Below are 22,973 nucleotides of genomic sequence, written 5' to 3' on the forward strand. Positions count from 1 at the left end.
AATAGGCCCCGCCAGCCACACTGCCCGCCCCACCTCAAGCTTCCTCGAAATGCATCTCTGGCGGCTGTTGCCGCAACCCACGGGTGATCACCAGCAGGTACAGGCATCCCATGCCCAGCCAAGCCAAACCAAGGTAGATGGCCATGGGGTCCAGGCTTGCCATCAGCCACAGGTCCGCCACTAGCCCAATCAAGGGGAAGGCCAGGTACACCGTTGCAGCCTTGAGCCCGCGTTCGCCCTGGGCGATCCAGTAGTGAAAGATCACCGACAGGTTGACCAGGCTGAAGGCCAGGAAAGCGCCGAAGTTGATGAACGAGGTGGAGGTCGTCACGTCCATGCGCAAGGCCAGCAGCGCGACCATGCCACACAGGACGATGCTGATGACCGGTGTGCCGAACCGTGCACTCAGTCGCCCGAACCAACGCTTGGGCAATACGCCGTCGCGGCCCATGGCGAACAGCAGGCGCGAGGCGCTGGCTTGCGCCGAAAGCCCTGAGGTGAATTGCCCTACGATCAGGCCGATCAGGAAGAAACTGACGAAAATGTCCCCACCAATGGCCTTCGCGATTTCGTAGGCGGCCGAGTCCGGGTTGCTGAAGGTCGCGCCAGGGTGGGCGAGTTGGACGAAGTAGCTGGCCACGATGAAGATGAAGCCGCCCAGCAGGGTGATCAGCAGGATGGCGCGAGGGATGGTCTTGCGCGGTTCATGGGTTTCTTCGGTCAAGGTGCTGACCGCATCGAAGCCCAGGAACGAATAACAGGCGATGGCGGCGCCACTCATGATCAAAGGCAGCTGGAAACCGTCCTGATGAAAGGGTGCCAGCGACCAAAACGGCTGGTTCAGCTCGCCGGTGGCGTAGTGCACGGCCAGGCCCACGAAGGCTGCCAGTACCAGGAACTGAAGCAGCATCAGTACGCCATTGACGGTCTTGGCCAGTTGCAGGCCGACGATGTTGATGGCCGTGGTGACGGCAATGAAGGCTAGCACCCACACTGGGTGCGGCACCGCCGGGAAGGCCGAATGCAGGTAGGCCGCGCCGATCAGCCAGATCGCCATGGGCAGGAACAGGTAGTCCAGCAGCACCGCCCAACCGGCCAGAAAACCCAGCTTGGGGCTGATGGACTTGCGCACGTAGGTGTAGGCCGAGCCGGCGACGGGGAAGGCCTTGGCCATCTTGCCGTAGCTCAGGGCGGTGAACAGCATGGCGATGGAGGCGGCCAGGTAAGCCGAGGGCACAGCGCCCTGGGTGGTGTCGGCAAGGATGCCGAAGGTGCCCAGCACAATGATGGGGGTCATGTAGGCGATGCCGAACAGCGTCACCGCACCCAGCGACAGGGTACGTTTCAAGTGGGCCATGGTGTTACTCCGGATTGTGTTTTTTATGGAGTTCAGTGTCAGGGCCCGGCCTGGGCCCTGGGCGCCAGCCGTGGCGCAAGGGTTCAGACGGTGGTCAGGATCAGTTCTCGCAAGCCGCCTGGGTGCTCGACCTGCTGGCCTGGCAGCTCGAAGCGGCGCTCGGCCAGGTAGCTGTAGTCCTGGCGCGCTTGCCCGATCAGCGCCATGTCGAGGTCCAACTGCAGCCGGCAGGCGCTGCGCCCTGCCTCGCACAACAGTTGGCCGTAAGGGTCGACCACCGCGCTGCCGCCTGCAAACACCAGGTTGCCATCGCCCTGGCCGACGCGATTGACCATCACCGCATAGGCCTGGTTTTCCATGGCGCGAGCGCTGATAGCGTTGCGGTGCGTGGGGCCATAGGGGTCCATGTTGCCGTTGGTCACCAGGATCAGCTCGGCCCCCAGCTGGCCCAGGGCGCGGGCGCTTTCGGGGAATTCGATGTCGAAGCAGATCAACAGCCCTACGCGCACCCCTTTGTACAGCGCCGTGGCGTAGCGATCGCCCGCCGTGAAGATGCCCTTGTCGGAGGCCCACAGGTGGGTCTTGCGGTACTTCAACGCGACACCGTCCGGGGTGATCAGCACGGTGGTGTTGTAGAAGTGCCCGTCTTCGCCCGCCTCGGCAAGGCCGACCACGGCTGCCACGCCCTTGTCGGTCACCGCTTGGGCGACGGCGGCAAGCGTCGGGCCGGTCAGGGGCTCGGCGATGGCCGCGATGTTGTCCTGCGTCGGAAAGCCCATCAGCTGGGTTTCCGGGAACACGATCAGGTCCACATCCGCTGCGGCGCGGTGGATCGCCTCCAGGGTGCGTTCCAGGTTGTAGGCGGTGTCGCCGTCGCGACCGGCCAGCTGGACGAGTTCTACTTTCATTGCAACTCCTGACTGCGCAGCCAAACGGCTGCCAGGTGATCGACGCGGCGTAAAACCAGCGCACTGCACCGGCTGAGATAACGTGCCTGCCACTTGCTGTGGCGGACGGCGATTGCCCGAGTATGCCGCTGCCATTGGCGGCGGGGTAATTACGCCCTTGAGGTAACCCATAGGGGTTAGCCCTGTACAAATTCCTTCGATACTGGCCAGCGCTGCGCCGAAAACAGCACCGCAATGCCCATGCACTCCAGTACACTTTGCCCGCTCGGTTGTATTCACCCTGACCTGCATCTCACCTTTTGGTACAGAGCCCGGACATGAACCTCACACTTCAGGACATTGCCTGGCATCGGTCGGTCGGCCAGGTGATCGATGCGCTGGACCACCCCGGTTTCTGGCTGCGCCTGGTGCGGTTGCTGGAGCAATACGTGGCGTTCGACAGTTGGGTCGCGTTTCTTTTCAGCGAGCACCGCCCACTGGTGTATGCCGAATCTCCCGGCAGTGATGGTGGGCTGGACCCGTTATTTCAGGATTACCTCAAGGGCCTTTACCTGCTGGACCCGTTCTACATCGCCAGCCGGGAGACGCCGGCAAGCGGCCTGGTGCAGCTGGCCGACGTGGCCCCTGAATGCTTCGAGCGCACCGACTATTACCAGCGTTATTTCCGCCTCAACGTGGTGGCCGATGAGGTGCAGTACAACGTGGCCCTGGATGCAGGGCGCACACTTTGCCTGTCGCTGGGTAGCCGTTCGCGCTTTGCGGGCGAGCAGATTGCGCTGCTGCACCTGCTGCAACCCTGGGTGCTGGCCACCATGCGCCAGCGCTTTCGGTTCGAGCACGATGTCGACGAAGTCACCCCGGCGCCTGCGTGGCAGAACCACCTGGCCGAGGGCTTCGGCAACCTTGAAACGCCGCTCACCGCCCGCGAACTGGAAGTGGGCCGCATGCTGCTCAGCGGCTGTTCCAGCAAGGAGATCGGCCGCAAACTCGCCATCTCCTCGGAAACCGTGCGGGTCCATCGCAAGCACATCTACCGCAAGCTGGGCATCAAGTCCCAGTCAGAGCTGTTCGCCTTGTTTCTCAAGGCCCAGCGCTAGCAGCCGGTAGCTGGGTTCACCTGCGCTGCTCAACCTCTAGCAGCATGAACAGCCGGTACATGACCACCGTGCCGAACAATTGCAGGAAGCCTGCCAGGCTGTCCACGAGCAGTTGCACGCCAGGAGATGGGTCGGGTATGGCCATCAGGATCAGGCCTTCGATCAGCCAGATCGACGCCAGCACGGCCAGCAGGCACACCAGAATGCGCAGGAAATGGCCAGTGGTCATGCGGGCGCTTTCGCGCATCGCCTGCACCACGGGCAAGCCGCGCAGCACCAGCAGGTATTCACCGAACACCAGGTTGACCATGATCCACACCCCAGGGAACACGAACAAGGCCATGCCGGCCATGATCAGCAACGAGCTGATCAGCACCAGCAGCGTCAGCGCCGGCCAGAGCTGCACCGCACGGGCAAACAGGTCGCGCTTGGCGATCGCCTGGCCATTGCTGCGGGTATCGAGGTAAAGAATCAGTGCTGCGCTGTACAGCGGGTAGCACAGCACATAGATCAGCATGCCGTAGGCCGGGGAGGCCTGCTCGCCCAGCTGGCGATACAGCACCTGGGTCAGTACGGCTTCGAGCACCACCAGCGGCAGGCACAGTTGGGCAATACCGGCCAGGTGGCGGGTGAAGAAGTGGAGGGAGTCGCGCAAAACGCTCAGCGGATTCATGGGGTCAACATCGCATGGCAGTTGAAACAGGGGGTCTAACTCTAGCCCAAAGCGACGCTTGATCCGTTACTTGCTGAAAAAAGTTTCACCCCGCCGGTGATTGAATCAGCCGCGTCGACGCCCCATCTTTGAGCCTGTCCGTAGTCCCGCTACCCACGAGGTCGCCCCATGAATACCGAAGAACAATCCCTGATCGATGGCCTGTTCAGCCGCATCAAGCAGGCCGAAGACCCAAGCCAGCCACGTGATGCGCAGGCCCAGGCCTGCATCGAGGCGCATGTGCGCCAGCAGCCGGCGGCCCCTTACTACATGGCCCAGGCGATCCTGGTGCAGGAAGCGGCCATCAAGCGCCTGGACGAACAGAACAAACAACTCGAAGCGGAACTCAAGCAGGCACGCGCCCAGGCCGAGGCTGCGCAGACCGGCGCCTCGCAGAACACAGGCGGCGGCGGTTTTCTGTCTAGCATTTTCGGCGCTGGCGGGCGTAGCTCGGCGCCGGCACCTGCCTCTCAGCCCCAGCGTTCGGCCGCACCGTCCGCACCCGCCGGTGGCGGCTGGCGCGAACCCGCGGCACCTGGCTTCTCGCAGCCGCCGGCCCAGCAGCCGGGCTTTGGCGCAGCGCCCGCGCGCGGCGGCGCCAGCAGCTTCCTGGGCGGCGCCATGCAGACGGCTGCCGGTGTAGCCGGTGGTGTCTTGCTGGCCCAGGGCATCAGCAGCCTGTTCAACCACAATTCCCAGCCCGAAGAGGTGGTCGAGGTGATCAAGGAAGCGCCTGCGCAGGCCAGTGACAGCGGCGGCTGGAACGACCAGAACGAGCAGCAGCACGTGGCCGACAACAGCGGCTGGGGCAGCGACCAGGGCGGTTACAGTGACGCCGATTACGGCGGTGATGACGGGGGATTATTCTCCGACGACGATTCCTACGTCTGACGGCTCTGGCATACTGCTGGCCTTCGCGGGGCGCTGAACCCGCCCCCGATCCGGCCAGACGAGGTGCCAAGGTGAAAAAGATCGCGCTGTTCGCCGACGTGCAGAACCTCTATTACACCGTGCGCCAGGCCCACGGTTGCCATTTCAACTACACCGCCTTGTGGAACCAGGTCAGCCGCGAAGGCCAGATCGTCGAGGCGGTGGCCTATGCCATCGATCGGGGCGACAGCAAGCAGCAGCAGTTTCAGCAGATACTGCGCAACTTGGGTTTCGATGTGCGCCTCAAGCCCTTCATCCAGCGCAGCGATGGTTCGGCCAAGGGCGATTGGGATGTCGGCATCACCCTGGATGTGATCGATGCGGCCAGCCGCGTGGACCAGGTGGTATTGGCGTCGGGTGATGGGGATTTCGACCTGCTGCTCGACCGCGTGATCCAGCGTCACGGCACCGAAGCGGTGGTCTATGGCGTGCCTGGGCTGACGGCGATGTCGCTGATCCGCGCCGCCACCCGCTATGTGCCCATCGAGGGCCCGTTGTTGCTCAAACACTAAGGTTTTTATGGAACGTATCGCTGTCATCGACTTTGAAACCACCGGCATTTCCCCAGGCACCGGTTGCCGCGCCACCGAGGTGGCCGTGGTGATGCTCGAGCGCGGGCAAATCGTCGAGCGCTATCAGAGCCTGATGAACGCGGGTGTGTCGGTGCCTGCTTTCGTGTCGGGCTTGACCGGCATCACCACCGCCATGGTGCGCAAGGCACCCCCGGTGGAGCAGGTGATGAACGAGGTGGCCGAGTTCGTGGGGGCAACGCCGCTGCTGGCCCACAACGCCGCTTTCGACCAGAAGTTCTGGGACTTCGAGCTGGGCCGCATCGGCCGCAGCCGCAGCCAGCCCTTCGCCTGCTCGCTGTTGCTGTCCCGGCGCCTGCTGCCGGCAGCCCCCAACCACAAGCTGGGCACACTGACCCGCTGGGCCGGGCTGCCCAACACTGGCACGGCCCACCGGGCCATGGCCGACGCGGAAATGGCCGCCAACCTGGTCCAGCACCTGGCCGGCGTACTGCGCCAGGACCATGGGGTGCAGCAGCCTTCCCACGACTTGTTCTGCCGTCTGCAGAAAACCCCCGCCGCCAAGGTACGCGACGCGCTGGCAATCTATCGCTGAAGCGGGCAGCGCCTGTCGTCGCACGCCCCAGGTTGCAAGTGTGCTGCTGATCCAACGCCCCACTGTAGGGTTGCCGCTGCGCTTCACGCCGTTAGACTGCGTCACCCGCAAAAGGATTTTCGACTCGACCATGTCCAGCACCCGCCGCTTCCCGCTTCTGCTTATCGGGGCCTTCGTGGCCCTGTATTTCGTATGGGGCTCAACCTACCTGTTCATCCGCATCGGTGTGGAAAGCTGGCCGCCCATGCTCATGGCCGGGGTGCGCTTTCTGATTGCCGGGGGGCTGTTGTACGGCTTCATGCGCTGGCGAGGGGCGCCATCGCCGTCCTGGCCGCAGTGGCGGGCAGCGGGGCTGGTGGGTTTTTTGCTGCTCAGCTGTGGCAACGGGGGCGTGACGATCGCCGAACACGCGGGCGTGGCGTCCGGCGTGGCAGCGCTGGCGGTGGCGACCGTACCCTTGTTCACCCTGGTGTTTGGGCTGATGTTCGGTTACCGCAACTCGGCGCTCGAATGGGCGGGCATCGTCCTGGGCCTGACTGGCATCGGCCTGCTCAACCTGGGCTCCAACCTGCAGGCGAGCCCGCTTGGCGCGGCGCTGCTGATCTTCGCCGCCGCCTCGTGGGCGTTCGGGTCGGTGTGGAGCAAGCGCCTGCCCATGCCACCGGGCCCCATGGCCAGCGCCGCACAGATGCTGGTCGGCGGCACGGCATTGCTGCTGGGCAGCCTGCTGTCCGGTGAACGCATGACGCAGATGCCCACCGCTGCCGGCTGGGGCGCGCTGGCCTACCTCGTGTTCTTCGGCTCGATCCTGGCGTTCAGCGCCTACATGTACCTGCTCAAGCACGTTCGCCCGGCGGCCGCCACCAGCTATGCCTACGTCAACCCGGCCGTGGCGGTGCTGTTGGGCATCGTGTTCGCCGGCGAGCAGATCGGTGCCGAGGAGTGCGTTGCCATGGCCGTGATCATCGGCGCGGTGGTCCTGATCGGCCTGCCGCAGTGGCGCAAGGCGCGCCCCGTCGCGTAGCCGCTCGACCGGGAAACCTGCAAGTGCACAGGGGGGATGCGGTAGACTTGCCGGCTTCGCTGAACCCCTGATGGTATTGCCATGAATTTCGCCAAACTCGGCCTGATCGAACCCTTGCTGCGCACCCTTGAGCAGCGCGATTACACCACCCCGACCCCGGTACAGGCCCAGGCCATCCCCGCCGTGCTGGCCGGCCGCGACCTGATGGCCGCCGCCCAGACCGGCACCGGCAAGACCGCAGGTTTTGCCCTGCCCGTGTTGCAACGCCTGGCGCTCGAAGGCGAGAAGGTCGCGGCCAACTCGATTCGTGCCCTGGTCCTGGTGCCCACCCGGGAACTGGCCGAGCAGGTGCATACCAACGTGCGCGAATACGCCGAGCACCTGCCGCTGAGCACCTATGCAGTGTATGGCGGGGTGAGCATCAACCCGCAGATGATGCGCCTGCGCCGCGGTGTGGACCTGCTGGTGGCGACCCCGGGCCGGCTGCTGGACCTGTATCGCCAGAACGCGATCAAGTTCAACCAGGTGCAGATTCTGGTGCTCGATGAAGCCGACCGCATGCTCGACCTGGGGTTTGCCGAGGAGCTGCAATCGGTCTATGCCGCGCTGCCCCGCAAACGCCAGACGCTGTTGTTCTCGGCGACGTTCTCGGACCAGATCCGCATGCTCGCAGGGCTCGCGCTCAACGACCCGCTCAGCATCGAAGTCAGCCCGCGCAATGCCACGGCCGCGAGCGTCAAGCAATGGCTGGTGACCGTGGACAAGAAGCGCAAGGTCGACCTGTTCTGCCACCTGTTGCGCAAGCAGCGCTGGAAACAGGTGCTGGTCTTCGCCAAGACCCGCAATGGCGTCGATCAACTGGTCGAGCGCCTGCTGGCCGAAGGGGTCAAGGCCGACGGCATCCATGGTGACCGCCCGCAAGCGACCCGGCAACGGGCGCTGGACAGCTTCAAGGCACGCGAAGTGCAGGTGCTGGTGGCCACCGACGTGGCTGCGCGCGGGCTGGATATTGACGACCTGCCGCTGGTGGTCAACCTGGACCTGCCGATCGTGGCCGAAGACTACGTGCACCGTATCGGTCGCACCGGCCGTGCGGGCAACACGGGCGAGGCGATTTCGCTGGTGTGCGCCGACGAGGTGCAATTGCTGGCGGCCATCGAGGTACTGACCCGCCAGACGCTGGCGCGTCATGAAGAGCCTGATTTCATTCCTGATCACCGGGTACCGCTGACCGATGCCAGTGGTCAGGTGATGAAAAAGCCCAAGAAACCGAAGAAGCCCAAGGAAAACAGTGCCAAGCGTGGGCTGGGGCGGTGGATGGACAGTGACGAAACCGGTACCGCGCCACCTGCGGTGAAGGCAGTGCGCAAGGTGCCTAGCTTCAATGGGGGGCCGCGCAAGCGCAAGCCCTGACGGTTAGAATGTTGGCAAGGGGCAGTTACCTTTGACCTCAATAGGGCTGGTGCGTGCCTGAGCACCGCGTTGGGCGCTGCCTCTTCCTGAAACGCGCATCGCCAGACGCAATTTAAAGAGCCCAGTTGAAGCGCCAGTCGGCATTCTTAGGCTCTGTGTGAAAGTCGTGAGACGAAGGTCAGGCAAGGCGAAAACAGCCGAGGAAGCGGAGTTTACGGGTTGTAAATGAGCATTCCGAGGCTATTTTTCAACGCAGCATCACCGAGTATCAAGGCTTTTCACACAGAGCCTAGGGGCGCGGACACCGCAGCCTACATGATCACGTCGGCAAGACAGTACCTCCCGCGACCGTGCAGCCTTACTTGTAGTACAGAGCCTGGCCTGACAAAACTGCCAGTTTTTTTCACGAAGCACTTCGCACATCATGAGATTCACAAACATGGCGAGGTGCGTCTCATGTGCCATAAAGCGAGCTCGATTTCAGGCACTGGCCGAGCGGTCTCCTATTTGCCCTATGGCGATCAACGCTGCGACCCACGCTTTTCTGAGCTGGCTTACAGCGGCCAATTACTGGACCGTGTTACTAGGGGCTATCTGCTGAAAAGAAGGATGTACCAACCGCAGCTGAGGCGTTTCTACACCCCAGATCCACTGAGCCCTTTCCTGAAGGGAGGCTTGAACGCGTACGCCTACTGCGAAAACGATCCGGTTAATTTCATTGATCCAGAAGGGAGTGCCCGATTAGGGCGTTATACGAGTAATCTAAAGCCTGTTGTGAAGAAGATCGACAATGAGAAATTTCGGCTGAAGGGGTTCGCTTTCGACCCCTCAAAGCCCAAGGGCCAGCGTATTGACAAGTTTCGGGCGAAGGTCGCAAATGGCCTACTGCAAGAGCGTGTTGATCAACATGTTTCTACGAGTGGATCTTTCTATGTCAACGAGGATCGATCATTGTTCATAAGTGAGTTTCTCGTTGCCGATAACGAAGTGGATATGTATCCGTTAAAAAATTTCGGTTTCATCGAACAAGGATTTACGTTGAAGGTTGTTAACCCTACCCATGCCAGAATAGTAAACGGGCATCCGGTATTCGATAGCAACATGATCACGATCAACGAGTCAGGTATGACCGACTATTCGAAGCGAGATCTGCAGATGCCTGGGGTGAACGACGCAATCCGTAAGGGGCAGCCTGCAAAGCGTTGATTGTTCACCGAGCAAGGCATGCAGTTTGCGGGTCAGCCGGGGCCTCTGTAACCTCGACTACGCAAGCGAGGACAGGCTTGTGATTCCCGCGATCAGCCCGGCGTCTTCCCCTGACGCCCCACCCAAGCCGCCGCTGCCCGCCCGGCGCGCAGCCCGCTGGCGAAGCAGGCAGTCAGCAGGTAACCGCCTGTTGGCGCTTCCCAGTCCAGCATTTCGCCTGCACAGAACACCCCTGGCATGTGCTTTATCATCAGCTCCTCATCCAGGCTTTCGAAGCGGACCCCGCCGGCACTGCTGATCGCTTCGTCCAGGGGGCGAGTGCGCACCAGCGTGATCGGCAGGGCCTTGATCGCCCGAGCAAGGGAGGGCGGGTCGGCGAAGGTTGCCGGGTCGGTCAGTTCACGCAGCAGCGCTGCCTTGACTCCGTCCAGGCCCAATTGCCCTTGCAAGTGCTTGGCCATGGACCGCGAGCCCCTCGGCCGTGCCAGCGCCTGGGCAATCTTGTCCACAGGCTTGTCCGGTAGCAGATCCAGTACCAGCACACCGCTGCCATGCTGCTCGATGGCCGTGCGCACCTGCGCCGACCAGGCGTAGACCAGGCTGCCTTCCACACCCTGGGCGGTCAGGATGAATTCGCCTTTGCGCGGTGTGCTGCCGGGTACGCTCAACGCAATGTTCTTGACCGGCGCCCCTGCGAACTTGTCGGTGAGCACTGCGCTCCAGCCCGCCACCTCGAACCCGCAATTGCTCGGTCGTAGGGGTGAGATATCCACAGCCCGGTCAGCCAGGGTTGCTTGCCAGCGCCCATCAGACCCCAATCGCGCCCAACTGCCGCCACCCAGCGCCAGTACTACCACCGCAGGCCGGACCAGCCGCTCGCCCTGTGGATAAGCAATCCGCATCGCGCCGTCCTCGTTCCAGCCCAGCCAGCGATGACGGTTGTGGATAACCACGCCGGCTTCACGCAGGCGTTTGAGCCAGGCGCGTAAAAGCGGGGCGGCTTTCATGTCGGTGGGGAACACGCGGCCCGAGCTGCCTATGAACGTGGCAATGCCCAGCGCGTGAATCCACTGGCGCAAGGCGTTGGCATCAAAATCGCGCAGCAGCCCGTCAACTTCGCCCTGGCGCTCGGCATACCGCGCCGCAAAGGCAGGGTAGGGCTCGGAATGGGTGATGTTCATGCCACCCACGCCCGCCAGCAGAAACTTGCGACCTACTGAAGGCATGGCGTCGAACACTTCCACCGCAAGCCCGGCCTGTGCCAGGGCTTCAGCCGCCATCAGGCCGGCAGGGCCGCCCCCGATGACAGCGGCGACAGGAAGGGCGGGGTGACTTACTTCGGACATGATCGGCTGCAGGCTGTGGAAAAGACGCGCATTCTAACGCAGCACGCCTCCCACAAGCACTGATCAAAAAATGCTCAATAACGCGCAAGCAGCGTTATCAAAGGGCTACAGCCTGTTTCGCTCAGGTTATCCACAAGCGGTTCCACAGTCATTGTGCACAACGCAAGACTTTGGCTGCCGTGTGATGAAGCACACCGTGGCGCTTGGCCAGTGCTTTGCGGTCCTTGCTGTAGCCGCCTCCGATCACACCCATGACCGGAATATCGCGCCCCAGGCACTGGCCGAGCACGCGCTCGTCACGTGCGGCCAGCCCTGCATCGGTAATTTGCAGATAACCCAGGGCATCGTCCTTGTGAACATCGACTCCGGCGTCGTACAGCACCAGATCAGGCTGATAGAGCGGCAGCAGGTAATTGAGCGCTTCATCCACCACTTGCAGGTAAGCGTCGTCTCCCATGCCACGAGGCAGGGGAATGTCCCAATCGCTTTGTGCCTTGCGGGCGGGGAAGTTCTGCTCGCAATGCAGGGAGACGGTAATGGCGTCGGGTGTGTCCTCAAGCATGCGCGCAGTCCCGTCCCCTTGATGGACATCGCAATCGAAAATCAGCACCCGATGCACGCGACCGGCTTCAAGCAGGTACCGGCTGATCACGGCCAGGTCATTGAAGATGCAGAAGCCGGCCGGGTGGTCGTAGTGGGCATGATGAGTGCCCCCGGCCAGGTGGCAGGCCACCCCGTGTTGCAGGGCCATCTCGGCCGTCAACAGCGACCCCCCGACCGCGCGCACGGTGCGCCGCGCCAGCGCTTCGCTCCACGGCAGGCCCAGGCGGCGCTGGTCCTCGCGCGACAGCTCGCCGTGCATGTAGCGCTCTATGTAATGGCGATCGTGGGCCAGCGCGAGAATGTCATTGGGGCAGATATCGGGCCGCAGCAACGCCTGGTCAGTGGTCAACCCGCTATCGATCAGGTGATCGTGCAGCAGACGAAACTTGTCCATCGGAAAACGATGGTCCGGCGGAAACTCAGGGCTGTAGTCTTCGTGGTAGATCAGCGGCAGCGACATGGGTTATCCACAGCAGGGAACAGCCTCGATCTTGCCATGAGTGGCCTACGGCTGTGGAAAACTTTGCTGGCGCCAACTGCAAGTCGGTGGCGGCCCATGCAGTGGGCATTTTCAACGTGCGGCACTGGCCAGCACGCGCTGCCATGCAGGCTCGTTCAAGCGCCCCAGAATGCGTGCCTTGCCGTTGTCGTCCACGGAAACGAACAGGGCGCTGGCATAACCGCTGTCCCGTTCGCCGCCGGCAACGTTCTGCTGACGAGCGAACTGATCGACGCAGCCGCTATGGGTTACAAGCACCAGGTTGTGTTCGGAGCGTTTGGCGGCCAGCGCCTGGGCCGGGAAGCTGCCGTCGCACTGCCCGATCCATTCCCGCGTGGCGACCGGCTGCCCCAGAATGAAATGCGCCGTCTGCTGGGTGCGTACCTTCGGGCTACTCAACAGGTCGGCATCGGCCAGCCCCAGGTGCTTGAGACCTTCGCCCACGCGCCCGGCAGCGTGGCTGCCGGCCACCGTAATGCCCGCTGGGTCGTCCAGGCAAGGGCCTGGTGCGCTGTCGCAGCGCTCGGCATGGCGGATCATGACGATCACCGCACCGTTGGCCCAGGCCTGGAGCAGGCCGCTTTTGCTGAGTTGTTGCTCGCTACCAAGGTCCATGATGGAGGTTCTCGTCATAAACCAGGAGGTCGATGCCGCCACGGCCAGGCTCAGGCTCAAGGCGACGGTCACGGCGCGGCGAGGCAGCCATCGCTTGCGCGGTGAATGCAAGGCGTAGGGCGGCAGGGTGTTGCTCGACAGCATGGGTGGCTCCGACAAGGAAACCGCGCGCTGGGCGCGGCAGGGATGGCGGCATTTTGCTAACCCACGTGTTGCCAGCCGGTGAAGCGCCTGTGAAAAATGCATTCGGCTACGGGTTACGCCGGTGCGCCGCCGTGCTTGTGCCTACGCTGTACACTGCATCACCCCAAAACGGAGCGAACCCCATGACCCCCATTCTGGAACTGGAAAGCGCACGGCTGATCCTGCGCCAATGGCAGGACGAGGATCTGCGCGAGTTCGCTGCCCTGTGCGCCGACCCCCAGGTCATGCGGTATTTCCCCGCGCCGCTCACACGTCTGGAAGCGGCTGCCTTGATCGGCCGCATCCGCGGGCATTTTCATGAGTACGGGTTTGGCCTGTGGGCGCTTGAGCGCAAGGACAGTGGCGCGTTCATCGGCATGACGGGCCTGCTCAACGTCAACTTCGACGCGCCCTTCGCCCCGGCGGTCGAGATCGGCTGGCGCCTGGCACGCCGGCACTGGGGCCTGGGGTTTGCCAGTGAGGCGGCCTGGACGTGCTTGCGCTGTGCGTTCGCCCAGCTGCAGGTCGAGCAGGTGGTGTCCTTCACCAGTACCCTCAACCTGCCCTCGCAGAAGGTCATGCAAGCCATCGGCATGGAGCAGGACCTGGCAGGCAGCTTCGACCACCCGCGTGTCGCCCTCGGCCATCCCTTGCGCCCGCATGTGCTGTACCGGATCGATCGCTCGCGGTGGGAGCAGACCCTGCGGGCCGAGTGAACCGCCAGGGGGGCCGACGGTGTCAAACCCTGTATCATTTGCGCTATTGGACGGTGCGGCTCATGCGTGGGCTGCGCCGGTTGAATCGAGCGCCGGCCCACGGCGCCTTGTGAGCACGCCTTGCGTCTACGGAGAACCCCGATGAGTCATGTGTTGGACGACCTGGTCGACCTGTTGAGCCTCGAAGCCATTGAAGAAAACCTGTTCCGCGGCCGCAGCCAGGACCTGGGTTTTCGCCAGCTGTATGGCGGCCAGGTGCTGGGCCAGTCCTTGTCGGCCGCCAGCCAGACGGTAGAGGATGCCCGCCATGTGCACTCGCTGCACGGCTACTTCCTGCGCCCGGGCGATGCCAGCCTGCCGGTGGTGTATTCGGTGGACCGCGTGCGCGACGGTGGCAGTTTCAGTACCCGCCGTGTCACGGCGATTCAGAAGGGCAAGACGATCTTCACCTGCAGCGCGTCGTTCCAATACGACGAAGAAGGGTTCACCCACCAGGCGCAGATGCCCGATGTAGTCGGCCCTGAAAACCTGCCCACTGAAGTGGAACTGGCCAGCGCCATGGCCGATCAGCTGCCTGAGCGCATCCGCGACAAGGTGCTGTGCGCCAAGCCCATCGAGATTCGCCCGGTGACCGAACGTGACCCGTTCAACCCCAAGCCCGGCGACCCGGTGAAATACGCTTGGTTCCGCGCCGATGGCAACCTGCCGGCCGTCCCTGCGCTGCACAAGTACATCCTGGCCTACGCCTCTGATTTCGGGCTGTTGACCACCTCGATGCTGCCCCATGGCAAGTCGGTCTGGCAGCGCGACATGCAGATCGCAAGCCTGGACCACTCCTTATGGTTCCACGGCAATCTGCGCGCCGATCAATGGCTGCTGTATGCCACCGACAGCCCTTGGGCAGGCAATGCCCGTGGCTTCTGCCGGGGCAGTATCTTCAACCAGGCCGGCCAGCTGGTTGCCTCGTCCAGCCAGGAAGGCCTGATTCGTCATCGCAAGGACTGGGCATGAACCTCGGCCAGGTGCGCCATTGGGTGTTCGACATGGACGGCACCCTGACCGTGGCCGCGCATGATTTTGCCGCTATCCGTGTGAAGCTGGGCATCCCGCCCAAGGACGACATCCTGGCGCACCTGGCGGCCTTGCCCGCCGACGAAGCCGCCGCCAAGCATGCCTGGCTGCTGGAGCACGAGCGTCATCTGGCGTTTGCCTCCAGAGCCGCCCAAGGGGCGGTGGAGTTGGTCCGTGAGCTGGCCAGCCGTGGTTGCCAGCTGGGCATCCTTACCCGCAATGCCCGCGAGCTGGCGCACATCACGCTCGAGGCCATTGGCCTTGCCGACTGTTTTCCGGTGGCGCACATCCTTGGGCGTGATGAAGCGCAGCCCAAGCCCAGCCCCGATGGGCTGCTCAAGATCGCCGGTGCCTGGGGCGTCGCGCCGCAGGCGATGGTGATGGTGGGCGACCACCGCTTCGACCTGGACTGCGGGCGAGCCGCCGGTGCAGGCACGGTGCTTGTGAACCAGCCGCACGACGCCTGGCCAGGCCTTGCCGACCGACATGCGCCCGACTGCCATGCCTTGAAGCGTATGCTGGGCTGAACCGACGCTCGCCGGCCACTTTTCTTTTTACAGATGGAGCACCCGACCATGAGCAGCAAGGCGATTTACATTCAACCCGGCGGCGGCTACGACAAGGTCGAGGTCGGCACCTGTGAAGCCACTGCCCCAGGCAAGGGTGAAATCACCGTGCGCCTGCATGCAAGCTCCCTCAATTACCATGACTTTGCCGTAGTCAGTGGCATGTGGGGCCCAGCCGAACGCCGCATCCCGATGGCCGACGGTGCTGGCGAGGTCGTAGCCGTGGGCAGCGGTGTCAGCGACTTCAAGGTCGGTGACAGCGTGGTCAGCACCTTTTTCCCTGACTGGCTGGATGGGCAGGCCAATGTCGAGGGCTTTGCCCGGGTGCCGGGCGATGGCCTGGACGGTTATGCCCGTGGCCATGTGACCGCGCTGGCCACGGCGTTCACCCTCGCGCCCAAGGGCTTCAGCCACGCCGAGGCGGCGACCTTGACCACTGCCGGGCTGACGGCCTGGCGCGCGCTGATGAGCGACGATCACCTCAAGCCCGGTGACACGGTGCTGGTGCAGGGCACCGGCGGGGTTTCGATCTTCGCCCTGCAGTTCGCCAAGCTGGCTGGCGCGTCGGTGATCGCCACTTCTTCCAGCGATGCCAAGCTCGAGCGGCTCAAAGCCTTGGGCGCCGACCACGTGATCAACTACACGCGCACGCCGGCCTGGGGCGAAAAGGTGCGTGAACTGACCGACAACCGTGGGGTGGACCATGTGATCGAAGTGGGCGGGCCTGCCACTTTGGAGCAGTCGATGATTGCCGCGCGCATCGGGGGCCATGTCTCGCTGATCGGTATTCTGACCGGTGTAGCGGGGCAACTGCCGCTGGTGCAGGCACTGGTGCGGCAGATCCGCTTGCAGGGTGTCCTGGTGGGCAGCCGTGCTCAGCAGCAAGCCATGGTCCGGGCCATCGAGGCCAACGGCCTGCGCCCGGTGGTGGACAAGCACTTCGAACTCGAACAGATCGTCGAGGCGTTTCGCTATCAGGAAAGCAACCGCCATTTCGGCAAGATCTGCCTGACCTGGTAACGCCTTGGGGTAACGGGATGTAATGGCTGGCGAGCAGGCCAATACATTCGCGCACATCGGGCGCACAGGTGGCTGGCTAGAATGCCCGGCTCCGTTGCGACTGATTCTCTCTTCAAGAGGACGCCCCGATGTGCCTGTTCCCCCGTTTGCGGCAGCGCCTGCTGCCTGCCTTGTTGCTGTTGGCGTCCTGCCTCGGCTTTACCCATACCGCCCACGCCCTGCAAGTCACCGATGTGCTGGGGCGTACCGTCGAGCTTGACCACGCCCCGCAGAGGATCGTGCTGGGCGAGGGGCGTTTGTTCTTCGCCCTGGCGCTGCTCGACCGGGACAACCCGTTCCAGCGCGTGGTGGGCTGGCAGAACGACATGCGCTTGCTGGACCCGCACACCTACGAGGTCTACGCCCAGCAGTACCCGCAGATCGCCAAGCTGCCCTTGATCGGGCAGGCCTCCGAGCAGAGCGTGAGCGCCGAGCAGATCCTGTCGCTCAAGCCGGACCTGGCCATTTTCAGCATCGCCGGCGAAGGCCCGACCCAGCACAGCCCGGTGGCCGACTTGCTGGCCAAGGCCGGCGTGCCAGTATTGTTCATCGACTTTCGCGTGCACCCCATGCGCAACACCCACGTGAGCATGCAGGCGCTGGGCACGCTGCTGGGGCGTGAACCGCAGGCGCAGCAGTACCTTGACCTGTACGACCGTCACCTGGAGCGGGTGAAAGCGGGCGTGGCCGGCATCAAGGACAGCGAGCGGCCCAAGGTGTTTCTGGAACTGCTGGCCGGGGTGTGGCAAGCGCCCGGCCATACCACTGGCAAAAGCGGTTTGGGCAGTGTGGTCCAGGCGGTGGGTGGCCATAATATCGGCGCCGACGTGGTGCCCGGTGCGCTGGGCGATGTCAGCGTCGAGTACGTGCTGCAAGCCGACCCCGACGTCTACATCGCCACCGGCAACCGCGCCCCTGGGGTGCTGCTGGGTGCCGGGGTGTCCGAAGAAACGGCCCGGGACAGTTTGGCGAAGATCACGGCGCGCCCGGAATTCGCCCCCTTGCGCCCCATCAAGGCCGGCCAGGCCCATGGCTTGTGGCATGACTTCTACAACTCGCCGTTCAACATCCTGGCAATTGAAGCGATGGCGCGCTGGGTGCATCCGGAGCGGTTCAAGGACATTGACCCGCAAGCGACCATGGCCCAGATCAACCGCATGCTCAAGGTAGGGCTGGACGGTCAGTACTGGGTCGACGCCCAGTGACCGCACAGGCGCTACCAGGCGTGCAGCAGGCCGCCTGGCATTACCGTCGGCTGCTGTGGCGGCGTACCGGGCTGGTGGCCGGGCTGGCCGTGCTGTTGCTGGTTTCGGTCTTGAGCGACCTGGCCAGCGGTGCATCGGGCATGAGCCTGGGGCGACTGGTGCAAGGCCTGTTCGACCCGGCCACCCTCAGCGCCACGGAGCGAGTGATCATCTGGAACGTTCGCCTGCCGTACGCGCTGATGGCCGTGCTGGTGGGCACGGCACTGTCGCTGGCAGGGGCCGAGATGCAGGCGATCCTCGACAACCCGCTGGCCAGTCCCTTTACCCTAGGTGTGTCCTCGTCAGCGGCACTGGGGGCTTCGCTTGCCATCGCCTACCCGCTCAGCGCCACCTGGATGACGGCGGGAGTGCAGGTGACGGTGATGGCCTTCGTCTTCGCGTGCCTGTCGGTGGTGCTGTTGCAGGCCATGTCGCGGCTTCGCGGCGCGGGCGTGGAGAGCCTGGTGCTGTTCGGCATCGCCCTGGTATTCAGCTGCAATGCCCTGGTGTCGCTGTTGCAGCTGCTGGCCACCGAGGACGTGCTGCAGCAACTGGTGTTCTGGACCCTGGGCAGCCTGGCCCGGGCCGATTGGAACAAGCTCGGCATACTGGCACTGGTCGTGGCGCTGGTGTTGCCGTTTTCGCTGCGTGCAGCACCTGCGATGACGCTGCTGCGCATGGGCGAGGACCGGGCGCGCAGCTTCGGCGTGGACACCCGGCGGCTGCGCTTTGCCTCGCTGCTGCGCATCAGCCTGTTGTCGGCAACCGCCGTGGCATTCGTCGGCACCATCGGCTTTGTCGGCCTGGTCGGGCCGCACATTGCGCGCCTGCTGGTAGGTGAAGACCAGCGGTTCCTGCTGCCGGCCAGCGCGCTGGTGGGCGCCCTGATGCTGTCGCTGTCCTCCATTGCCAGCAAGCTGATCATGCCAGGCGTGATTGTGCCGGTCGGCATCGTCACCGCCCTGGTGGGGGTGCCGATTTTCGTGACGCTGGTGTTCCGGCGGGGGAGAAAGCTGTGAGCCTGGTGATCGACAAGGTTTCGGTCGCCTACGGTGCGCGGCAGATCCTGCACGAGGTCAGCCTGCCGGCCTTGCCCGAAGGCAGCCTGGTGGCGCTGGTGGGGCCCAATGGAGCAGGCAAGTCCACGCTGCTCAGGGCCCTGGCAGGGCTCGAGCGCATGCGCGGCGGCCTGCGCCTGGATGGCCAGGACGTGACCCGGCTGGCCTTTGCCGACCGTTCGCGACGGCTGGCCTACATGCCCCAGCAGTTGCCCCCCGGCATTGCCCTCGGTGTGCTGGAAAGCATCATGGCGGCACTTCGCGTAGGCAGTGCGGACGATCTGCTGGGCCAGGCCTTTGCGGCCCTGCGCCAGCTGGGTATCGAGCATCTGGCCCAGTGCTCGCTGGACAGCTTGTCCGGCGGGCAGCGGCAATTGGTGGCGCTGGCCCAGTTGCTGGCGCGCAACCCGCAAGTGCTGCTGCTCGACGAGCCCACCAGCGCGCTGGACCTGCATTATCAATTGCGGGTAATGGATGCCGTGCGTGAGCGGGTGCAGGTGCATCGCCTGTTGGCGGTGGCGGTGCTGCACGACATCAACCTGGCCGCCAGCCATGCCGACTGGCTGGTGGTGCTGCGCGAGGGCAGGGTGGTGGCCAGTGGTGCGCCGCAGGATGTGTTGGTGCCTGACCTGCTGGCGCAGGTATATGGCGTCCAGGCGCGGGTCGAACGCTGTTCTCAGGGGCGGCTGCAGGTGCTGGTCGACCACGCGCTGAGCTGATGCCCGCGCTGCCTGCTGCCTGCTGGACAGGCAGCGGGTGCAACACACTCGAATGAAAAACCCAAGCGCCATTGGCGTGCATGGCGCGTTCGGACATGCCAATCGCGACATTTGTCGCTTGCACAAAAGCGCTGTCGTGATCGAACAGTTCCGGGGCGTTCTCGTGTAATTTCCCTCCTCCCTGCGGGGCTTAAATGAAGCCCGACCCCCACCGGCACGTTGCCTTGTGATGCGCTGCAAAGATCAACAACAGAGCGCAAGCAACCTGTCGACCTGAACCCTTCAAGGAGCTATTTTCGCCTACGCCTGCCCGTCCATCCTTGTGTCAGCAAAAAGAGAACAACATCAATGAACACCGTGGGATCTGATGGCAACCTTGCACAAGGTTTCAAGCCACGTCATGTAACGATGCTGTCCATCGCCGGCATCATCGGCGCCGGACTTTTCGTCGGCTCGGGCCACGCCATTGCGGCAGCCGGCCCGGCTACCATAATCTCCTATTTCGTGGCCGGGACCTTGGTCGTCCTGGTCATGCGCATGCTCGGCGAAATGGCCGTCGCGCACCCCGATACCGGTTCCTTCTCCACCTACGCCGACCAAGCCATCGGCCGCTGGGCCGGCTACACCATCGGCTGGTTGTACTGGTGGTTCTGGGTGCTGGTCATCCCCATCGAAGCCCTCGCGGCAGGGCATGTGCTCAATGCCTGGTTCCCGCAGATAGACAGCTGGATATTCGCCCTGGCGTCGGTGTTGCTGCTGGCAGGTACCAACCTGTTCAGCGTGGCCAAGTACGGTGAGTTCGAGTTCTGGTTCGCCATTCTCAAGGTGACCGCGATCCTTGCCTTCATCAGCCTCGGGTTCGCGGCGCTGATGGGCTGGCTGCCCAACCGCGAAGTCAGCGGCCTGAGTGGGTTGATGGCCGATCACGGTGGTTTCGCGCCCAAGGGCTGGGCCGCGGTGGTGGGGGCGTTCATCACTGTGATGTTCAGCTTCATCGGTACTGAGGCGGTGACCATCGCAGCGTCCGAGTCCAGCGACCCGTCGCGCAACATCGCCAAGGCCACCCGCTCGGTGATCTGGCGCATCAGCACCTTCTATATCCTCTCCATCTTCGTGATCATTTCCGTGGTGCCGTGGAACGATCCGCAACTGGCTGTGGTGGGCTCGTACCAGCGTGCACTGGAAATCATGAACATCCCCAACGCGGCCTTGCTGGTCGACCTGGTGGTGCTGGTGGCGGTCACCAGCTGCATGAACTCCTCGATCTACATCGCCTCGCGCATGATGTACTCGCTGGCCAAGCGCGGCGATGCGCCGGCAATGCTCAAGCACACGTCCAAGGTCGGCGTACCACGCGCTGCGGTGTTCGGCAGCACCCTGATCGGTGCGTCCATCGCCGTGCTCAACTACTTCGCACCCAAGGGCGTGTTCGAGTTCCTGCTGGCAAGCTCAGGTGCCATCGCGCTGTTGGTGTACATGGTCATCGCCATCTCCCAGCTGCGCATGCGCCGCCGTCTTGAGCGGGAGAATACCGAGCTCAAGTTCCGCATGTGGCTGTTCCCCTGGTTGACCTGGGCGGTGATCATCTTCATTGCCCTGGCCTTGGCGGTGATGATGTACACGCCCGAGCACCGGGCGGAGGTGAGCGCCACGCTGGGGCTTGCGATCATGATTTCCTTCCTGGGCATCGTGACGACACGCGGTCATGCGCAGCCGGTGGGGGCGCGGTCGTTGGGTTGAGGCGGGCTTTGCTGGAGCCTTGAAGCCGCGATGCGGCTTCAGGGTTTTCAGCTTCGCGGCTCATGGTGCTGGGGCCGTACCGCGCGCCCACGCATCCAATGGCCCGGCCAAATCGACCGAGCATACATACTGGCATCCCCCTATCGAATGATGGAAAATCGCGCCTCGCCCGCCTGGGCGTCGCGGTCAACGACACGGATGTGAGGCGCTTTTCTCACTGCGCCTGCTTCGATTTTCCAGAGTAAGGATACGTCCCCCATGCCCCTGTGTAGATTCCTCCTGCCCATGCTGACCACCATGGCCCTGGCCGGCTGCGTCACGACCGAGCAGATGCCCGACGGTCGCACCAAAATTCGTTTTTCCGACGACACGGTCAGCTCACTGACATCGATGATGCCTGCAGCCATGGCCACCGGAATCGCCGGCGGAGCTGGCAGTGAGGGTGGGCTGGACTTGATTGCCACCCTGTCCTCGAGCAGTGGCGAGTTCCTCTACCTGGGCGGCAGGTTCGATGCCGAATGCACCGCTGCCTTGTTCTACAGCGCCAAGTCTGGCAAACCGCTCGCAACCAAGATCGACGACAGTTGCAGGATTCGCTACCTGGCCAGGCAGCAGGACCTCAAGGCGATTGGAAAACCCTACGACCGCGCAGCCCCTGTCGGCGAACTGGAGGGCTCCCACCACCCCTATTGGGATTCACTCACCCGCCGGGTCACTGGCCAATTGGCCGCGCAGAAGCAGTTCAAAACGCGGGTGGGCGTCATCCCGCGCTATGACAAGGCAGGCACGCCGTTTGTCACCCTTGGGTTTTTGGGACAGGGTAAAAGTGAGGACTACGCCCTCAGGACAACGCCAGCGCCGGCACCGGTGGTGTTCAGAGACCCGGCCTATGGCGCCCAGATGCGAGCCACCGCCGTCAGACGGCAGACTGACCTTGGTGAATCCATCAAGTGTGAAGCGTTGCTGGAGCCGCAAGGTGCCGTCGACCTGGGGCGCAAGCCGCCTTCGGTCAACACCAGTGACTTTGCGCGTTACGTGGTGCCAATGAAGATAACGTCCATGGGCTGCACACCTCTGTACTAGGGCAGGCGGGAATGCCAGCCTTTGTTGGCTGGCACCTCGCCATGCGCTGAGTGGCGAGGCGCTCAGCCTACTGCGCCGAGCGCTTGTCTTGCGTGCAGGCAATGTAGGTACTGCCCGACTCGTCCCGTAACGACAAATCGTGGTTGCCAACTGCCTGGGTGTAATGCCCCAGGTCATCCTTGCCGATGCCGCTCAGCCTTGCGATGTCCTCGACGCGCTGGCCCTTGAATACCCCCGAAAACTCGTTGAAGTCCCCTTCGCCGTCACTGGCAGCATGTGCCGTCAGCTGCGTGATCGGTTTGCCATAGACGTCCACTGGCTGAGGCAGCGAATACTCAGCGTCCGACAGCTCCGACGCCTGGACGGTGGCCTGGCCCTTGGCCGCCTTGACCAGTGCATCGAACTGCTCGGGTGAGACCGTGCGCTTGCACGTCAGAACTTGACCGATACGCGTGCGGGCCTCGGTTTGATCGAGGTTTTCAGCGTGAGCGGTGGCCTCGCCAGCAAGGCTGGCAAGCAGGGGCAGGATCAGGCGAGTCGTGTTCATGCATCAGTTCCTTCTGGTGGATAGCCCCTATTGAGTGCCGCCGTCAGCAATGGTTTCAAGGCCCATGGACGCTATTGGAGATCCCGTAATGGGACGGGGGCCACCCACCCTTGGGCAGGTGCTCACGGCGTGCCCACCTGCCCTTGATCCAA

The 22,973-nt window shown here is 63.6% G+C and carries 23 protein-coding genes; 16 read left to right on the forward strand and 7 right to left on the reverse strand.

Translation table 11 applies throughout. The features are described 5' to 3' along the window. Nucleotides 1–34: 34 nt before the first annotated feature. Nucleotides 35–1,357 (reverse strand): APC family permease, encoded by a 1,323-nt coding sequence (locus CWR53_RS02855; RefSeq protein ID WP_100850751.1) that lies wholly within the window; start codon nt 1,355–1,357, stop codon nt 35–37. A gap of 83 nt (nt 1,358–1,440) precedes the next feature. Further along, the gene (locus CWR53_RS02860) at nt 1,441–2,265 is read right to left on the reverse strand and encodes a carbon-nitrogen hydrolase family protein (RefSeq protein WP_100850752.1); all 825 of its coding nucleotides are present in this window, start codon (nt 2,263–2,265) and stop codon (nt 1,441–1,443) included. A gap of 317 nt (nt 2,266–2,582) precedes the next feature. On the opposite strand from CWR53_RS02860, the gene CWR53_RS02865 reads away from it, so the two are divergent. After that, complete coding sequence (locus tag CWR53_RS02865; protein WP_058603605.1) at nt 2,583–3,362, forward strand: helix-turn-helix transcriptional regulator; 780 nt, start codon at nt 2,583–2,585, stop codon at nt 3,360–3,362. 16 nt (nt 3,363–3,378) lie between these two features. On the opposite strand, the gene CWR53_RS02870 is transcribed toward CWR53_RS02865, so the two are convergent. Further along, nucleotides 3,379–4,035, reverse strand: coding sequence for a hypothetical protein (locus CWR53_RS02870; protein ID WP_100850753.1), 657 nt, complete (start codon nt 4,033–4,035; stop codon nt 3,379–3,381). A gap of 168 nt (nt 4,036–4,203) precedes the next feature. On the opposite strand from CWR53_RS02870, the gene CWR53_RS02875 reads away from it, so the two are divergent. From CWR53_RS02875 to CWR53_RS02905, 6 genes are all read left to right on the forward strand, one after another. Continuing rightward, nucleotides 4,204–4,965, forward strand: a complete 762-nt coding sequence (locus tag CWR53_RS02875; RefSeq protein WP_100850754.1) for a DUF2076 domain-containing protein — start codon at nt 4,204–4,206, stop codon at nt 4,963–4,965. Between the two features lie 71 nt (nt 4,966–5,036). Further along, nucleotides 5,037–5,516 (forward strand): NYN domain-containing protein, encoded by a 480-nt coding sequence (locus CWR53_RS02880; protein WP_023534583.1) that lies wholly within the window; start codon nt 5,037–5,039, stop codon nt 5,514–5,516. Nucleotides 5,517–5,523: 7 nt separating this feature from the next. Beyond that, on the forward strand, nt 5,524–6,129 hold the full coding sequence (locus CWR53_RS02885; protein ID WP_058603609.1) for a PolC-type DNA polymerase III: 606 nt from the start codon (nt 5,524–5,526) through the stop codon (nt 6,127–6,129). Nucleotides 6,130–6,259: 130 nt separating this feature from the next. Continuing rightward, a complete protein-coding gene (gene yedA / locus CWR53_RS02890) occupies nt 6,260–7,153 on the forward strand; it encodes a drug/metabolite exporter YedA (RefSeq protein ID WP_100852575.1) in 894 nt (297 codons plus the stop codon). Between the two features lie 81 nt (nt 7,154–7,234). Next, entirely contained in the window at nt 7,235–8,566 is a 1,332-nt protein-coding gene (locus CWR53_RS02895) for a DEAD/DEAH box helicase (RefSeq protein ID WP_100850755.1), read from the forward strand. A gap of 456 nt (nt 8,567–9,022) precedes the next feature. After that, nucleotides 9,023–9,772 (forward strand): RHS repeat-associated core domain-containing protein, encoded by a 750-nt coding sequence (locus CWR53_RS02905; RefSeq protein ID WP_100850756.1) that lies wholly within the window; start codon nt 9,023–9,025, stop codon nt 9,770–9,772. Nucleotides 9,773–9,864: 92 nt separating this feature from the next. On the opposite strand, the gene CWR53_RS02910 is transcribed toward CWR53_RS02905, so the two are convergent. The 3 genes from CWR53_RS02910 to CWR53_RS02920 all read right to left on the reverse strand — a co-directional run bounded on the left by CWR53_RS02910 (nt 9,865) and on the right by CWR53_RS02920 (nt 12,979). After that, complete coding sequence (locus tag CWR53_RS02910; protein ID WP_100850757.1) at nt 9,865–11,118, reverse strand: TIGR03862 family flavoprotein; 1,254 nt, start codon at nt 11,116–11,118, stop codon at nt 9,865–9,867. Nucleotides 11,119–11,266: 148 nt separating this feature from the next. Further along, the gene (locus tag CWR53_RS02915) at nt 11,267–12,181 is read right to left on the reverse strand and encodes a histone deacetylase (protein ID WP_058638431.1); all 915 of its coding nucleotides are present in this window, start codon (nt 12,179–12,181) and stop codon (nt 11,267–11,269) included. A 111-nt stretch (nt 12,182–12,292) separates the two neighbouring features. Then, on the reverse strand, nt 12,293–12,979 hold the full coding sequence (locus CWR53_RS02920) for a histidine phosphatase family protein (RefSeq protein WP_100850758.1): 687 nt from the start codon (nt 12,977–12,979) through the stop codon (nt 12,293–12,295). Between the two features lie 182 nt (nt 12,980–13,161). Here CWR53_RS02920 and CWR53_RS02925 point away from each other — a divergent pair, with 182 nt between their 5' ends. The 9 genes from CWR53_RS02925 (at nt 13,162) to CWR53_RS02965 (ending at nt 22,274) form a co-directional block, all read left to right on the forward strand. After that, nucleotides 13,162–13,734 (forward strand): GNAT family N-acetyltransferase, encoded by a 573-nt coding sequence (locus tag CWR53_RS02925; RefSeq protein ID WP_100850759.1) that lies wholly within the window; start codon nt 13,162–13,164, stop codon nt 13,732–13,734. 141 nt (nt 13,735–13,875) lie between these two features. Next, nucleotides 13,876–14,745, forward strand: coding sequence for an acyl-CoA thioesterase II (gene tesB, locus CWR53_RS02930; RefSeq protein WP_100850760.1), 870 nt, complete (start codon nt 13,876–13,878; stop codon nt 14,743–14,745). Continuing rightward, nucleotides 14,742–15,332, forward strand: coding sequence for an HAD family hydrolase (locus tag CWR53_RS02935; protein WP_058638427.1), 591 nt, complete (start codon nt 14,742–14,744; stop codon nt 15,330–15,332). Before tesB ends, CWR53_RS02935 begins: the two co-directional genes overlap by 4 nt. 48 nt (nt 15,333–15,380) lie before the next feature. Beyond that, a complete protein-coding gene (locus tag CWR53_RS02940) occupies nt 15,381–16,391 on the forward strand; it encodes an NAD(P)-dependent alcohol dehydrogenase (RefSeq protein WP_058603618.1) in 1,011 nt (336 codons plus the stop codon). A gap of 128 nt (nt 16,392–16,519) precedes the next feature. Next, nucleotides 16,520–17,635 carry an ABC transporter substrate-binding protein gene (locus tag CWR53_RS02945; protein WP_100850761.1) on the forward strand — a complete coding sequence of 372 codons (1,116 nt, stop codon included), beginning with the start codon at nt 16,520–16,522 and terminating at the stop codon, nt 17,633–17,635. Then, the gene (locus tag CWR53_RS02950) at nt 17,632–18,693 is read left to right on the forward strand and encodes an iron ABC transporter permease (RefSeq protein ID WP_100850762.1); all 1,062 of its coding nucleotides are present in this window, start codon (nt 17,632–17,634) and stop codon (nt 18,691–18,693) included. The genes CWR53_RS02945 and CWR53_RS02950 overlap by 4 nt, the downstream gene beginning before the upstream one ends. After that, nucleotides 18,690–19,451, forward strand: coding sequence for an ABC transporter ATP-binding protein (locus CWR53_RS02955; RefSeq protein WP_058603621.1), 762 nt, complete (start codon nt 18,690–18,692; stop codon nt 19,449–19,451). The genes CWR53_RS02950 and CWR53_RS02955 overlap by 4 nt, the downstream gene beginning before the upstream one ends. Before the next feature lie 348 nt (nt 19,452–19,799). Continuing rightward, nucleotides 19,800–21,191 carry a GABA permease gene (gabP, locus tag CWR53_RS02960; protein WP_100850763.1) on the forward strand — a complete coding sequence of 464 codons (1,392 nt, stop codon included), beginning with the start codon at nt 19,800–19,802 and terminating at the stop codon, nt 21,189–21,191. 258 nt (nt 21,192–21,449) lie between these two features. After that, nucleotides 21,450–22,274: a hypothetical protein gene (locus tag CWR53_RS02965; protein ID WP_100850764.1), complete on the forward strand. Its 825-nt coding sequence runs from the start codon at nt 21,450–21,452 to the stop codon at nt 22,272–22,274. A gap of 67 nt (nt 22,275–22,341) precedes the next feature. Here the strand turns inward: CWR53_RS02965 and CWR53_RS02970 are convergent, their stop codons facing one another. Then, the gene (locus CWR53_RS02970; protein ID WP_100850765.1) at nt 22,342–22,821 is read right to left on the reverse strand and encodes a hypothetical protein; all 480 of its coding nucleotides are present in this window, start codon (nt 22,819–22,821) and stop codon (nt 22,342–22,344) included. Between the last annotated feature and the right edge of the window lie 152 nt (nt 22,822–22,973).

The sequence above is a fragment of the Pseudomonas sp. SGAir0191 genome (genome assembly GCF_002812565.2).
In the GTDB taxonomy this organism is placed as follows: Bacteria; Pseudomonadota; Gammaproteobacteria; order Pseudomonadales; family Pseudomonadaceae; genus Aquipseudomonas; species Aquipseudomonas parafulva_B.

Excerpts from the sequence above, each read along its gene's own strand:
- CWR53_RS02855 (WP_100850751.1), bottom strand. The coding sequence starts at position 1,357 with ATGGCCCACTTGAAACGTACCCTGTCGCTGGGTGCGGTGACGCTGTTC.
- CWR53_RS02860 (WP_100850752.1), bottom strand. The coding sequence starts at position 2,265 with ATGAAAGTAGAACTCGTCCAGCTGGCCGGTCGCGACGGCGACACCGCC.
- CWR53_RS02865 (WP_058603605.1), top strand. The coding sequence starts at position 2,583 with ATGAACCTCACACTTCAGGACATTGCCTGGCATCGGTCGGTCGGCCAG.
- CWR53_RS02870 (WP_100850753.1), bottom strand. The coding sequence starts at position 4,035 with ATGAATCCGCTGAGCGTTTTGCGCGACTCCCTCCACTTCTTCACCCGC.
- CWR53_RS02875 (WP_100850754.1), top strand. The coding sequence starts at position 4,204 with ATGAATACCGAAGAACAATCCCTGATCGATGGCCTGTTCAGCCGCATC.
- CWR53_RS02885 (WP_058603609.1), top strand. The coding sequence starts at position 5,524 with ATGGAACGTATCGCTGTCATCGACTTTGAAACCACCGGCATTTCCCCA.
- yedA (WP_100852575.1), top strand. The coding sequence starts at position 6,260 with ATGTCCAGCACCCGCCGCTTCCCGCTTCTGCTTATCGGGGCCTTCGTG.
- CWR53_RS02895 (WP_100850755.1), top strand. The coding sequence starts at position 7,235 with ATGAATTTCGCCAAACTCGGCCTGATCGAACCCTTGCTGCGCACCCTT.
- CWR53_RS02905 (WP_100850756.1), top strand. The coding sequence starts at position 9,023 with ATGTGCCATAAAGCGAGCTCGATTTCAGGCACTGGCCGAGCGGTCTCC.
- CWR53_RS02910 (WP_100850757.1), bottom strand. The coding sequence starts at position 11,118 with ATGTCCGAAGTAAGTCACCCCGCCCTTCCTGTCGCCGCTGTCATCGGG.
- CWR53_RS02915 (WP_058638431.1), bottom strand. The coding sequence starts at position 12,181 with ATGTCGCTGCCGCTGATCTACCACGAAGACTACAGCCCTGAGTTTCCG.
- CWR53_RS02920 (WP_100850758.1), bottom strand. The coding sequence starts at position 12,979 with ATGCTGTCGAGCAACACCCTGCCGCCCTACGCCTTGCATTCACCGCGC.
- CWR53_RS02925 (WP_100850759.1), top strand. The coding sequence starts at position 13,162 with ATGACCCCCATTCTGGAACTGGAAAGCGCACGGCTGATCCTGCGCCAA.
- tesB (WP_100850760.1), top strand. The coding sequence starts at position 13,876 with ATGAGTCATGTGTTGGACGACCTGGTCGACCTGTTGAGCCTCGAAGCC.
- CWR53_RS02935 (WP_058638427.1), top strand. The coding sequence starts at position 14,742 with ATGAACCTCGGCCAGGTGCGCCATTGGGTGTTCGACATGGACGGCACC.
- CWR53_RS02940 (WP_058603618.1), top strand. The coding sequence starts at position 15,381 with ATGAGCAGCAAGGCGATTTACATTCAACCCGGCGGCGGCTACGACAAG.
- CWR53_RS02945 (WP_100850761.1), top strand. The coding sequence starts at position 16,520 with ATGTGCCTGTTCCCCCGTTTGCGGCAGCGCCTGCTGCCTGCCTTGTTG.
- gabP (WP_100850763.1), top strand. The coding sequence starts at position 19,800 with ATGAACACCGTGGGATCTGATGGCAACCTTGCACAAGGTTTCAAGCCA.
- CWR53_RS02965 (WP_100850764.1), top strand. The coding sequence starts at position 21,450 with ATGCCCCTGTGTAGATTCCTCCTGCCCATGCTGACCACCATGGCCCTG.
- CWR53_RS02970 (WP_100850765.1), bottom strand. The coding sequence starts at position 22,821 with ATGAACACGACTCGCCTGATCCTGCCCCTGCTTGCCAGCCTTGCTGGC.